11 protein-coding genes are annotated in these 13,313 nt (G+C 73.2%); 5 read left to right on the forward strand and 6 right to left on the reverse strand.

Translation table 11 applies throughout. The features are described from left to right. From AA75_RS15005 to AA75_RS15025, 5 genes are all read right to left on the reverse strand, one after another. A partial coding sequence (locus AA75_RS15005; protein ID WP_033820505.1) for a cysteine dioxygenase family protein occupies positions 1-559 on the reverse strand: 559 nt, incomplete at its 3' end. A gap of 132 nt (positions 560-691) precedes the next feature. Continuing rightward, positions 692-1,600, reverse strand: coding sequence for a LysR family transcriptional regulator (locus AA75_RS15010; protein WP_033820506.1), 909 nt, complete (start codon positions 1,598-1,600; stop codon positions 692-694). A 108-nt stretch (positions 1,601-1,708) separates the two neighbouring features. Further along, the gene (locus AA75_RS15015) at positions 1,709-1,957 is read right to left on the reverse strand and encodes a lipopolysaccharide assembly protein LapA domain-containing protein (protein WP_051812428.1); all 249 of its coding nucleotides are present in this window, start codon (positions 1,955-1,957) and stop codon (positions 1,709-1,711) included. Between the two features lie 144 nt (positions 1,958-2,101). After that, the gene (locus tag AA75_RS15020; protein ID WP_033820507.1) at positions 2,102-3,874 is read right to left on the reverse strand and encodes an ABC transporter ATP-binding protein; all 1,773 of its coding nucleotides are present in this window, start codon (positions 3,872-3,874) and stop codon (positions 2,102-2,104) included. Beyond that, positions 3,871-5,664 (reverse strand): ABC transporter ATP-binding protein, encoded by a 1,794-nt coding sequence (locus tag AA75_RS15025; protein WP_033820508.1) that lies wholly within the window; start codon positions 5,662-5,664, stop codon positions 3,871-3,873. Before AA75_RS15025 ends, AA75_RS15020 begins: the two co-directional genes overlap by 4 nt. A 370-nt stretch (positions 5,665-6,034) precedes the next feature. Here AA75_RS15025 and AA75_RS15030 point away from each other — a divergent pair, with 370 nt between their 5' ends. Beyond that, entirely contained in the window at positions 6,035-6,889 is an 855-nt protein-coding gene (locus tag AA75_RS15030; RefSeq protein WP_033820509.1) for an aldo/keto reductase, read from the forward strand. Positions 6,890-7,013: 124 nt separating this feature from the next. Here AA75_RS15030 and AA75_RS51910 read toward each other — a convergent pair whose 3' ends face one another. Next, positions 7,014-7,880, reverse strand: coding sequence for a MarR family winged helix-turn-helix transcriptional regulator (locus tag AA75_RS51910; protein WP_233289030.1), 867 nt, complete (start codon positions 7,878-7,880; stop codon positions 7,014-7,016). Between the two features lie 467 nt (positions 7,881-8,347). On the opposite strand from AA75_RS51910, the gene fabG reads away from it, so the two are divergent. From fabG to AA75_RS15055, 4 genes are all read left to right on the forward strand, one after another. Beyond that, on the forward strand, positions 8,348-9,109 hold the full coding sequence (gene fabG / locus AA75_RS15040; protein WP_033820510.1) for a 3-oxoacyl-ACP reductase FabG: 762 nt from the start codon (positions 8,348-8,350) through the stop codon (positions 9,107-9,109). Positions 9,110-9,246: 137 nt separating this feature from the next. Further along, the gene (locus AA75_RS15045; RefSeq protein ID WP_033820511.1) at positions 9,247-9,438 is read left to right on the forward strand and encodes a hypothetical protein; all 192 of its coding nucleotides are present in this window, start codon (positions 9,247-9,249) and stop codon (positions 9,436-9,438) included. 162 nt (positions 9,439-9,600) lie between these two features. After that, positions 9,601-12,342 (forward strand): NPCBM/NEW2 domain-containing protein, encoded by a 2,742-nt coding sequence (locus AA75_RS15050; protein WP_033820512.1) that lies wholly within the window; start codon positions 9,601-9,603, stop codon positions 12,340-12,342. 332 nt (positions 12,343-12,674) lie between these two features. Next, positions 12,675-13,313: phosphatase PAP2 family protein (locus AA75_RS15055; protein WP_051812433.1), on the forward strand; the 639-nt coding region annotated here is incomplete at its 3' end.

Here is a 13,313-nt window from a genome sequence, read left to right on the forward strand (position 1 = left end):
CGTCGGCGGGGAGGCGGTAGACCCGGCGGATGCTGCTGCCCAGACGGGCCAGGTCGGCGCCGTAGACGTGCAGGGAGATGGCGGTGGAGCTGCCGGAGTTGCGGACCAGGTGGATGTCGCCGGGCGGGGCGAAGCCGCAGACCTCGCCCTGCCGGTTGACCACGTCCTCGGTCGGCACCAGCCGGGCGGCGCGGCCGTCGGAGATCAGCCGGTAGCGGCGCTCGCTCTCCTCGCCGAGGTGGACACCGGTGGTGCACCAGGAGAGGTGGTCGTGGATCGGGGTCCGCTGGCCGGGCAGCCAGACCAGGGCGACCACGGAGAAGCTGCCGTCGGTCTCGGCGTGCAGCAGGTGCTGGCGGTAGCGGTCGGGGTCGCCCTCGCAGTGCTCGGGGCCGAGCAGGTCCGGCGCCCCGAGGTGCGGGGCGATGCGTTCACCGACCAGGTAGGCCGTCAGCTCGGGGGGCAGCCCGCGCCCGACGGTCTCCCGGATCTCCTCGACGAGGCCGCTCATGCGCCGGGTACAGGCGGCGGTGACTGCCCTGGGTGCGGTGGTTGTCATGCTGGCAGGGTCGGACCGGACGACCCATCACGTCCAAGGAGGGATTCTTGGCGAACTCCCCCTTCCCGCTTATGGGTGGGCCGTCCTACAGCTGTCCCGCGGGTGGGCCGTCCCGGCGGCGTCCTGCGCCGCTCAGCAGCCGGACCGGGCGGCGGCCGCCCGCCGGAGCTCCTCGACCACCACCGCGGTGGCGGGCACCCGCAGGTGCTCGCGCAGCACGTACGCGCAGACCCGGCGGAACTGGTGCGGCTCGACCAGGCGACCGGTGACCTTCTGGTGGCACATGAAGGCCAGCACCAGCGAGGGCATCAGCGCGATGCCGACCCCGGCGGCGACCAGGCTCTGCACGGCGAGGTTGTCGTCGGTGGTGAACACCACGTCCGGAGCGTAGCCCTGGTCGGCGCAGATCTGCAGCAGATTGGCCCGGCAGCGCGGGCAGCCGGCGATCCAGCGGTCCTCGGTGAGGTCGGCCAGGCGCACCGCGTGCCGCCGCGCGAGCGGGTGGCCGACCGGGAGCAGGACGGTGAGCCGGTCCTCCAGCAGGGGGATCTCGGCGAGTTCGTCCGGGACCGGGACGCTCCCCGCACCGGCGTAGCTGAAGGAGAGGGCGACGTCGCACTCGCCGCGCAGCAGCCGCTGCACCGACTCCGGGGGTTCGGCCTCGGTCAGCTCGACCCGTACGCCCGGGTGCTCGGCCAGCAGCCGGGCCATGGTCTCGGGGATCAGGGTGGCGTTGGCACTGGGGAAGCCGCAGATCCTGACCCGCCCGGCCCGCAGCCTGGCGAGCGCGCCGAGTTGCTGCTGGGCCGCGGCGAGCGAACCGAGGATGGTCCCGGCGTGCCGGGCCAGCGCCTCGCCGGCCTCGGTCAGCCGCAGGCCGCGCCCGGCCCGGGTGAACAGCGGGACGCCCGCGGTGCGCTCCAGCGCCTTCATCTGCTGGGTGACGGCGGGCTGGGTGTAGCCGAGCTCGCGGGCCGCTGCGGAGTACGAGCCGCTGGTGACCACCTGGTGAAAGGTCTTGATGTGCCGTGAGTCGAACACCCCTCAATGATAAGCAGAATTTGGGGTACCGAGGTCAAGTCCCCTCAGCCGCTTTGACATCACCCGTCACGGACCGGCCGCGTCACCGGCGGCGGTCACCCGCGGCCGTCACCGGTCGCGCCGGCCCTTGGCCAGCCAGCCCAGCGCCGCGCCGGCCAGCAGCGTGGCCGCCAGCGCGATCCACAGCGGGGCCGTCACCGTGAACACCCAGAACTGGATCTTCACCCGCTCCAGGTTGGCGAACAGGAACCAGACCGCCAGGATGACGATCACCACGATGGCGATCACCCTGGTCGGGACGCCCGCGATCTCACCGCGCTTGTTGGCCCCCGAGGAGCCGTCGGAAATCTTGGTCACCCCCGCAGTCTGCGCCGCACCCACCCGGACCGGGGCTGCGCCGCCCGGGGTTGGCCCGGGCGGCGCAACGCGGTACACCCGTACGGGCCACCGCGCCCGCCCGGGCCCTCACTCCTGCTGCTGCTCCTGTTCCTCCCCGAGCCGTCAGCGCTCGTCCCGCCAGGACCGCCACAGCGCCGCGTACGGCCCCTCGGCCGCCACCAGCTCGGGGTGACTGCCGTACTCGCTGATCCGGCCCTGCTCGACCACCGCGATCACATCCGCGTCGTGCGCGGTGTGCAGCCGGTGCGCGATGGCGATCACCGTCCGGCCGTCCAGCACCCTGGCCAGCGAGCGCTCCAGGTGCCGGGCCGCCCGCGGGTCCAACAGCGAGGTGGCCTCGTCCAGCACCAGGGTGTGCGGGTCGGCCAGCACCAGGCGGGCCAGCGCCAGTTGCTGCGCCTGGGCCGGGGTCAGCGCGGTACCGCCCGAGCCGACCTCGGTGTCCAGCCCGGCGGGCAGTGCGTCGGCCCACTCGACCGCGTCCACCGCGGCCAGCGCGGCGCGCAGCTCGGTGTCGTCCGCCTCCGGGCGGGCCAGGCGCAGGTTGTCCCGCAGGGTGCCCACGAACACGTGGTGCTCCTGGTTGACCAGCGCCACCTGGGTGCGGACCCGCTCGGCCGGCATCCTGGACAGCTGCGCCCCGCCGAGCGTGACGGTCCCCCGGCCGGGGGCGTAGATCCCGGCCAGCAGCCGGCCCAGCGTCGACTTGCCCGCCCCGGACGGACCGACCAGCGCGACCCGGCTGCCGGGCGCCACGTCCAGGCTGATGCCGTGCAGCACGTCGGCGCCCTCCCGGTAGCCGAACCCGACCTCCCGCGCGGTCACCCGCAGCCCGTCCGGGTGCGCGCCCTCGTCGGTGTCCGGGTCCGGCACCTCGCGCACCCCGACCAGCCGGGCCAGCGAGGCCTGGCCGACCTGCAGTTCGTCGTACCAGCGCAGGATCATGTCCACCGGGTGGGTGAGCGCCTGCGCGTACAGCACGCCCGCGGTGAGCTGGCCGACGCCGATCCAGCCGTTCAGCGCGTACAGCCCGCCGAGCACCAGGGTGCCCAGCATCGCCAGCGCGTACGTCGCCTCCACGGTCGGGAACCAGGTGACCCGCAGCCAGAGCGTGTACCGCTCCCAGGCCAGCCACTCCCGGATCTTCCGGTCGGTCAGCGTGACCCGCTCCTCGCCGAGGCGCAGCGCCTCGACCGTCCGCCCGGCGTCCACCGTCTCGGCCAGCACGGTGTTGACGGCCGCGTACCCGGCCGACTCCGAGCGGTACGACTGCGGGGCGCGGCGGAAGTACCAGCGGGAGGAGGCCAGCAGCAGCGGCAGGCCGATCAGCGCGCTGACCGCCAGCAGCGGTGAGGTGAGCACCAGCGCCCCGGCGACCAGCACCAGCGAGACCACCGCGACGGCCAGCTCCGGCACCGCCTCGCGGACCGACTTGGCGAGCCGGTCGACGTCGGTGGTGCCGCGGGAGACCAGGTCGCCGGTGCCGGCCCGCTCCAGGACACCCGGCGGCAGCGCCACCGAGCGGACCAGGAAGTCCTCCCGCAGGTCGGCCAGCACCTCCTCGCCGAGCACCCCGCCGCGCAGCCGGGACAGCCCGGTGAACGCGGACTGCACCACCAGCGCCGCCAGGTACCAGCCGACCGCGGCCAGTACCTCGCCCTCGGCGGTGCCCGTGCTGAGCGACTCCACCAGCGACCCCAGCACCCACGGCCCGACCAGCCCCGCCAGGGTGGCCACGGTGTGCAGCAGCACCACCCCGGCCAGTCCCGAGCGGTGCCGGCGGGCCATCAGCCGCACGTACGCGCGGACCGCGGCCGGCGAGCCGACCGGCAGCATGGTGGCCGGTCCGCTCTCCTCGACGACGGGCGGCTTCATACCGGCTCCTTCACGGGTCGGTCCCCGGTCACCGGGGTCTCGTCCTCGCGGGTGACCACCGCGCGGTAGTGCGGGTCGGCGGCGAGCAGCTCGCGGTGCCGGCCGGTGGCGGCGACCCGGCCGTCGCGCACCAGGACCACGGTCTCGGCCCGGTCCAGCAGCAGCGGGCTGGTCGCGAGGACCACCGTGGTGTGTCCGGCGCGCAGGCCGGCGAGCGCCGCGGCGATCCGCGACTCGGTGTGCGCGTCGACCGCGCTGGTCGGCTCGTCGAGCACCAGCACCGGCGGGTCGGCCACCAGCGAGCGGGCCAGCGCCAGCCGTTGGCGCTGGCCGCCGGACAGGGAGCGGCCGCGCTCGGTGATCCGGGCCGCCATGGCGTCCCCCGCGCACTCGGGCGAGCCGTCCACCAGGGCGCCCAGCACGTCCCCGGCCTGGGCCGCGGCCAGTGCCTCGGCGGCGGTCACCCGGCCGGAGCGGGGGACGTCGAGCAGTTCGGCGAGGGTGCCGGAGAGCAGCACCGGCTCCTTGTCGTGCACCAGGACGGCGGCTCTGGCGTCGGCCAGCGGGACCTCGTCCAGGACCGTCCCGCCGAGGCGGACCCCCGGCCCCGCCGGCTCGCCGTCGGCCGGTGGCAGGTGGCCGCCGAGCCGGGCGGCCAGTTCGCCGGCGAGGTCCGGGTCGCCGCAGACCACGGCGGTCAGCCGGCCGGCCCGGGCGGTCAGCCCGGTGGCCGGGTCGTACAGGTCGCCGTGGCCGGGCCGGGTGAGCGCGGCGGCCGCACCGGTGCCGTCGGTGCCCCTGGTCAGGGCGAGCACCCGGGTGGCCCGCCCGGCGGAGACCCGGGCGACGCTGTAGGCGTGCGCGGCCTCGCCGAGGATCCGCAGCGGGGCGGCCAGGAAGGCGGTGGCGCCGTACACGGCGACCAGCTGGCCGATCCCGATCCGGCCGGTCACGGCGAGGTGAGCGCCGTACCAGGTGACCCCGACCACGAACAGGCCGGGCAGCAGGACCTGCTGGGCCTGCATCAGGGCCCAGATCCGGCTGGCCCGCACCGCCGCGGCCCGCACCCGCTGGGAGGCGGCCCGGTAGCGCTGCAGGAACAGCTCCTCGCCGCCGATGCCGCGCAGCACCCGCAGCCCGGCGACGGTGTCGGCGGCCAGCTCGGTGGCCTTGCCGCCGAGCGCCCGCTGCTCGTCGTAGCGGCGCTCGAACGGGCCGAGCAGCGGCCAGACGGCCACCGCGAGGACCGGGACGCCGAGCAGCACGGCCGCGCCCAGCAGCGGCTGCTGCACCAGCACGACCAGGCTGACCCCGAGCCAGACCAGGACCGCGGCGCGGACCCGGGCGACCAGCTCCACGTACCAGCCGATCTTCTCGACGTCGCCGCTGCTGACGGCGACGATCTCGCCGGTGGCGATCGAGCGGGACAGCCCGGCGCCCAGGTGCGAGGCCTGGCGGGCCACCAGCTGGCGCAGCTGGGAGGCGGCGGTGATCCAGTTCCACACCGCCTGGCGGTGCAGCAGTACGCAGCCGGTGGTCTGCAGGACGGACAGCACGAGGGCGAGGGCTCCGGCCCGCCAAAGTCCGGCCCGGTCGTGCTCGACGACGGCCTGGATGCCCAGTCCGAGGGCGGTGGGCAGGGCGGCCATGCCGCCCAGCTCCAGCACGCCCCACCAGGTGGCGAGCAGTTGGCCGCGGCGCTGGCTGCGGCGCAGCCAGCGCAGGAAGGCGGTCGGGGTGGAGATGTCGGGGGTGCCCGGATCCGGCATGGGCAGGGGTTCGAGCGGCATGACGCTCCGATTGCGCTGTGCTGACAGGGGCTACGCGGCGAGCTGCCGGGGCTACGCGGCAGGGTGCCGGGGTCGCGCTCCGGCGGGCGGGCGCGGCGACGCGCCCCGGTTCGCGGATGCGCTGGGGCGGAGCTCTGGGGCTGGGGGGCTGGGGTCTCGTCAGGACGTCATGGGCACCGAGCGTGCCGGTCCGGTGTGACGTACGCAACAGGTTTTCCGATCGGGGTGGTGCGGTTGCGGGCGCCGTGGCCCCGGGGTCGCGGACGGGTTCACCGGATCCGGTGAAATCCGGCCGGGCGGGAATCATCCGCCGCCCCCGGGAGTTCGCCAATGACGGAATCATTGGACGACCAGAGGGGCACCCCTTCTCGTGAGCACCATCCCCAGCGTCACCCTGAACAACGGCGCGGTGATCCCGCAGCTCGGCTTCGGTGTCTGGCAGGTCCCGGACGCGGAGGCCACGCCGGCCGTGCGCACCGCCATCGAGGCGGGCTACCGCTCGATCGACACAGCCGCGATCTACGAGAACGAGGTCGGCACCGGCCGGGCCGTCGCGGAGGCCGGCGTGCCCCGCGAGGAGCTGTTCATCACCACCAAGCTGTGGAACTCGGGCACCCGTGACTGGTCGGGTGCGGCCGGCCGGGCGGCCGTCCGGCAGGAGTTCGACGCGTCGCTCGAGAAGCTGGGCCTGGACTACCTCGACCTGTACCTGATCCACTGGCCGCGCCCGATGCACGGCACCTTCCTGAACGTCTGGGAGGCGGTCGCCGGGCTGCTCGACGACGGCCGGGTCAAGTCGGTCGGCGTCTCCAACTTCGGCATCCCGCAGCTCGAGACGCTGATCAAGGAGAGCTCGGTGGTGCCCGTGCTCAACCAGGTCGAGCTGCACCCGTACTTCCCGCAGCAGGAGCTGCGCGACTTCCAGGCCCAGCACGGCATCGCCGCCGAGGCCTGGAGCCCGCTCGGCCAGGGCGGCGAGCTGCTGTCGGAGCCCGCGCTGGTGAAGATCGCCGAGAAGCACGGCCGCACGGTCGCCCAGGTGGTGCTCCGCTGGCACCTGCAGAGCGGCGTGATCGCGATCCCGAAGTCCGTGACCCCCTCGCGGATCCGGGAGAACCTCGCGGTGACCGGCTTCGAGCTGGACGCCGAGGACCTGGCCGCGATCGCCGCCGTGCAGACCGGCGTACGGATCGGCCCGGACCCGCAGGGGTTCGACTGGAACTGACCTCCCGGCTCCGCACCCGGGCGGTCGAAGCCTGATGGGCCGTCACCCACGTAGGGGTGACGGCCCATCGGGCGCCCTGGCGAATCGTTACAGCCGATCCGCGGTCGAGATCGAGGAGGACCGGCTACAGCCGGGCCGCCTTGGCCAGCAGGGCCATCGCCGGCTCGTGCTCGTCCGCGTCGAGCGGGGCGAGCAGCAGCTGCTGGACCTCGCGCACGCCCGCCGCCGAGCGGTGCAAGAGGTCCTGGCCGTCCGGCGAGAGCGAGAGCAGGTTGCGCCGGCCGTCCGAGGGGTCACGGCGCCGCAGCACCAGGCCCCGGCGCACCAGCCGGCTGACCATCTCCGCCATGGTCGCCTTGTCGAGCGAGGCCAGCTCGCCGACGGTCCGCTGGTCCGCACCCGGCTCGGTCTCCAGCGCGTCGAGCACCGCGTACTGCGGAGCCGTCAGTTCGGAGCCGACCTTCTCGGACCAGAGCTTGGTGTGCACCTGCTGTGCCACCCGGATCAGATAGCCGATCGCCCGCTGGGCGTCCAGCATCGGCCGGGCGTCGGTCATGACGGCGACCGCCGCAGGCTCCAGCCTGGCTATCTTCGACATCACCCGGACGATTTCGAGCTGCTCGTCGGGGTTGAGCGGTTCGAACAGCGTGCGCTGCACGCGGACCACGCCGCCGGTGGCCTCGCGCACGGCCTGCGCGCCGTTCTGCGAGAGGGCCAGCAGCTTGCGCCGGCCGTCGGCCGGATCGCGGCGGCGGAGCACCAGGCCGCGCCGCACCAGGCGGGCGACCATCTCGGCCATCGTGGCCTTGTCGAGCGAGGCCCGCTCGCCCACCGTGCGCTGGTCGGCGCCCGGTTCGAGGGCCAGTACGAGCAGCACGGCGAACTGCGGAGCCGTCAGCTCGGTACCGACGAATTCGGACCACAAGCGGGTGTGTACCTGCTGGGCCACGCGGATGAGGTGGCCGGGCGACTGCTGCAGTCGGCCGGTCACGCGGGTTGTCGGGATCTCCCCCAGCACCATGAAATCCGTCCCGGTGTCACGCCCGGTGTGTGTGGGACACCCGAGCGGGGCAGTAACGGCGAGTGAGCATCCCGCTGTGATGGAAGGCACGCCAGCCGTGCAGCCGGTGGCTGCTGGCGCACACTATACAAACGGTCGGCCTGTGCTGGCAGGCAGGGGCCAATAGTAGACGCATGTTCGGTGAAGTTGGCATATTTCCCCGGCCTGTCGGGGTCGTGTCAGACGGTGGTTCACCCGCTCGGATCCGAGCCGCCCTCACCCTCCGTCACCTGCGGCGCTGCCCTCTGGCCCGGAATACTACTCGCCGGTAAGGTGGCCGCGCACACGCAGCGCCACCATCCCCCGCCCCGGCCCCGGCCCGGACGGAGCACCCGGGGGAGGCCGCCGTCAACGCTCCGGCCTCGCCCGTCACCCCACCGAGAGAGACGAGTACGAGCATGACCGAGCAGATCACCAGGGTCGCGATCGTGACCGGCGCGGCCCGCGGCATCGGCGCCGCCACCGCCCTGCGGCTGGCAGCGGACGGCTACGCGGTCGCGGTGGTCGACCTCGCCGAGGAGGCGGCCGGGGAGACCGTGCAGCGGATCACCGCCGCGGGCGGCCGCGCACTGGCGGTGGGCGCCGACGTCTCGGACGCCGGCCAGGTGCAGGCCGCCGTCGACCGGATCGCCGAGGAGCTGGGCGCCCCGGTGGTGCTGGTCAACAACGCCGGCGTGCTCCGCGACAACCTGCTGTTCAAGATGTCCGAATCCGACTGGGACACCGTGATGGACGTGCACCTCAAGGGCGCCTTCCTGATGACCCGCGCGGTGCAGAAGCACATGGTGGACGCCGGCTTCGGCCGGATCGTGAACCTCTCCTCCTCCTCCGCCCAGGGCAACCGCGGCCAGGCCAACTACTCCACCGCCAAGGCCGGCCTGCAGGGCTTCACCAAGACCCTGGCGATCGAGCTGGGCAAGTTCGGCATCACCGCCAACGCGGTCGCACCCGGCTTCATCGCCACCGACATGACGGCCGCCACCGCGGCCCGGGTGGGCATGGGGTTCGAGGACTTCAAGGCCGCCGCGGCCACCCAGATCCCGGTCGGCCGGGTCGGCGTCCCGGAGGACATCGCCAACACGATCTCCTTCCTGACCGGCGAGGGCGCCGGCTTCGTCTCCGGCCAGGTCATCTACGTGGCCGGCGGCCCGCTCGACTGAGCACCCCCGGCGGGCGCCACCGGTCGCGACACGCCGGGCGGCTCGCCGTGCGGGCGGCGGGCCGGAAGGTCCACACTCGAGAGGAGGCCGGTCGCCCGCCCGGCGGCCTGCCGACACCCTCTCCCCGGAGGCCCTACATGTCAAAACCCAGTGACGTCGACTCCATGCCGACCCCGGACCACCTGCTGCACACCGGCGCCGAGAACCCCGTCGACCCCGAGGACCTGGTGCGCGCCTCGGGCCGCGAACCCACCCCGGAGCTGATCGAGAAGGCCCGGCAGGATCTGGCCAAGTACGGCGCCGCGGCAGTGGAGCGCCTGCTGCCCTGACCGGCACCGGTAAAGCACCCGTCCGGCACCCGAGGCCCCGCAGTGATGCGGGGCCTCTGGCATGTCCAGACATGGACACTTCACGTCAGAACTGTGGTCAAGCGCCTTGGGCTGCGCTATACCTGCTCAGAGTTGCTCATTACTGCACCGTGAGAGGTGATTATGCGCAAATCTGTGCACCATCCGCTCATACGGCCGGCCGCTCTGGCTCTCGCCGCCGCACTGACCCTCACCGCCGCCGGTCTCACCACCGCACTCGCCCCCACCGCCGTGGCGGCGGTCACCAGCGCGGGCGCCGTCACCGCGTTCAGCGCCGACGGCGCCGTCTACTCGATCTCGGCGGGCACCGCCCGGGCCCGGGTCAGCTTCACCACCGACCGGGTCTTCCGGATCGAGCTGGCCCCGAACGGCACCTTCACCGATCCGACCGGCAGCGACATCGTCCTCCCGCAGGGCGCACCGCCGGCCACCACCTGGCGGGACGCCGGCGACCGGTACGAGATCTCCACCACCGCGGTGACCCTGCGGGTCTACAAGTCGGCCCTGCGGTTCGCGCTGTACCGGGCCGACGGCAGCCAGGTGTGGTCCGAGTCCAAGCCGCTCAGCTGGGACGGCAAGGCCACCACCCAGACGCTGGCCCGGGGCGCCGCCGAGCAGTTCTTCGGCGCCGGCGAGCAGAACGGCTCGTTCACCTACCGCGGCCGGACCGTCCAGGTCGGCCAGGACACCAACTGGAACGAGGGCGGCCACCCCAACTCGGTGCCGTTCTACCTCTCCTCGGCCGGCTACGGCGTCTTCCGCAACACCTACGCCCCCGGAAGTTACGCCTTCACCGACCCGGTCGCCACCACCGAGCAGGAACTGCGCTTCGACGCCTACTACTTCGCCGGCCCGAGCGCCAAGGACGTGATCGGCCAGTACACCTCGCTCACCGGCAAGCCCTTCCTGCCGCCGGTCTACGGCCTGGAGATGGGCGACTCCGACTGCTACCTGCACAACGCCAACCGCGGCGAGCGGCACACCCTGGACGCGCTGGCCGTCGCCGACGGGTACCGGGCCAACGACATGCCGAACGGCTGGATGCTGGTCAACGACGGCTACGGCTGCGGCTACGAGGACCTCGCCCGGACCGCCCAGGGCCTCCAGCAGCGCAAGATGCAGCTGGGCCTGTGGACCGAGAACGGCCTCTCCCAGCTCGCCGACCAGGTGAAGGCCGGCCAGCGGATCGCCAAGCTGGACGTCGCCTGGGTGGGCTCCGGCTACAAGTTCGCCCTCGACGGCTGCAAGGCCGCCTACCGGGGCATCGAGGACAACAGCGACGCCCGCGGCTTCACCTGGGCCCCGGAGAGCTGGTCCGGCGCGCAGCGCTGCGGGGTGCAGTGGAGCGGCGACCAGTCCGGCAGCTGGGACTACATCCGCTGGCAGATCCCCACCTACGCCGGCGCCACCATGTCTGGCATGGCGTACAACAGCGGCGACGTGGACGGCATCTTCGGCGGCAGCGCCAAGACCTACACCCGCGACCTGCAGTGGAAGTCCTTCCTGCCGGCCATCATGTCGATGGACGGCTGGGCGCCCAGCGACAAGCAGCCCTACCGGTACGGGGATCCGTACACCGCGATCAACCGCAAGTACCTCAAGCTCAAGGAGTCGCTGCTCCCCTACATGTACAGCTACGCCGCCGAGGCGACCCGCACCGGCGTCGGCCCGGTCCGGCCGCTGGCGCTGGAGTACCCGGACGACCCGGTGACCGCGACGGACGCGGTGAAGTACGAGTTCCTCAGCGGTGCGGACTTCCTGGTCGCGCCGGTGTACTCGGACACCTCGGTGCGGGACGGCATCTACCTGCCCAAGGGCACCTGGGTGGACTACTGGACCGGCCGCAGCTACCAGGGCCCGACCACCGTCAACGGCTACCAGGCACCGCTGGACACCCTGCCGCTGTTCGTCAAGGCGGGTGCCGCGGTCCCGATGTGGCCGGGCGTCAGCTCCTACCTCGACCGCACCGCCGCCTCGCCGCTGGCCTGGGACGTCTATCCGCAGGGCCACAGCTCCTTCACCCTGTACGAGGACGACGGCGTGACCCGGCAGCACCGCAGCGGGAAGTCCGCGACCCAGACCGCCACGGTGGACGCCCCCGCGAGCGGCGCCGGTCAGGTGCGGATCGACGTCGGCGCCAGCGTCGGCGACTTCACCGGTAAACAGACCGCCCGGCCGTACGCCTTCACCGTGCACTCCACCACCGCACCCACCCGGGTCGCGCTGGGCGGCCGGGCCCTGCCGCAGCAGGCCTCCAAGGCCGCGTTCGACGCGGCGGCCGAGGGCTGGTGGTACGACCCGGCGGACCGCGCCGGGGTGGTGAACGTGAAGACCGCGGCGCTCTCCACCGGGTCCGCGTTCCAGCTGGTGCTGGACGGTGCGAGTGCGGTCGGCGGCACCACCACGCCGCCCGACCCGGGCGGCCCGCGGGCCGACAGCTGGGCGAGCGACCTGCCCTGGGTCAGCTCGGTGAACGGCTGGGGCCCGGCCGAGCGGGACCGCAGCAACGGCGAGCAGGGGGCCGCGGACGGCGGGCCGATCACGCTGAACGGCACCGTGCACCAGAAGGGGATCGGCGCGCACGCCGCCTCCGACATCGAGTTCCTGACCGGCGGCCACTGCTCCTCCTTCACCGCCTCGGTCGGGATCGACGACGAGATCAGCGGCTACGGGGACGTCACCTTCTCGGTCCGGGCGGACGGGGCCACCCTGTGGACCTCCCCGACCCTGGGGTCCTCGTCGGCGCCGCTGGCGGTCGGCGTCCCGCTCGGCGGCGCGCAGCGGGTGGACCTGGTGGTGACCAGCGTCGGCACCGCCACCGGTGACCACGGCGACTGGGGCTCGGCCCGCTTCCACTGCTCCTGACCGGACGGCGGCCGTCCCCTACCAGGGGCGGCCGCCGTCCGGCCACACCGTCCCCATTTTCCGGCCATTCCCGGGTGGTGACGTGAAATCAATTGGAGATTCCTCCTCCGCTCGGCACTCGAGGACCCGCGGAGGGACACGCACGCACATTTACAGTATCATCACACCATTCTGACCAGCAGATTTCCGGCAATCGCCGGAGCGCTCCGCCGGGCCCGGGTAATCTCTGGTGCGTGCCAGCCAGAATTGAATCCACCGACTCCGAAAATGCCTCCGCCCAGGACGGATCCGCCACCGAGTCGGGATGGCCGCCGATCAGCAGACGGCACGCCATGGTGTTCGCTCTCACCGGCATCGGCTACCTGCTCGTGGTGGTCGGAATTCTCTGCGACACCCCGCTGGTCGACCTCGACTGGGCGTTCAAGCAGCTGCGGCCGTACCGCCGCTGGCCCGAGCTGGAGCCCTTCCTGGACGTCTGGGTGGTGGCCGGCCAGCGCGGCCCCACCGCCATCGCCGCCTGCCTGTGGCTGGGCTGGCGCTCGCACCGCACCGGGACACTGCGCCCGCTGCTGGTGATGGGCCTGGCCCTGCTGCTGCTCAACGTCACCGTGGGCAGCGTCAAGATCGTCACCGGTCGGCTCGGCCCGCACTACGCCCACTACGTGGGCTCCCCCGAACTCTTCTCGGGCGGGAACATCTTCCCCTCCGGCCACACCGCCAACGCGGTGGTCACCTGGGGCGTGCTCGCGTACCTGGCCACCCGGCTCCGGCGCACCGGCGCGGTGCTGGCCGGTGCCACCGCCGTGTCGATCGGCCTGACCACGGTCTACCTGGGCACCCACTGGCTCTCGGACGTGCTGGCCGGCTGGGCCGCCGGGCTGCTGGTGCTGCTGGTGCTGCCGCCGGCCGAGCCCCTGATCGCCGCCGTCGACGCCCGGATCGCCGCCCGCCGCGGACGCCGCCGGGCCGCC

This window comes from Kitasatospora sp. MBT63, from assembly GCF_000710465.2.
Taxonomy (GTDB): domain Bacteria; phylum Actinomycetota; class Actinomycetes; order Streptomycetales; family Streptomycetaceae; genus Kitasatospora.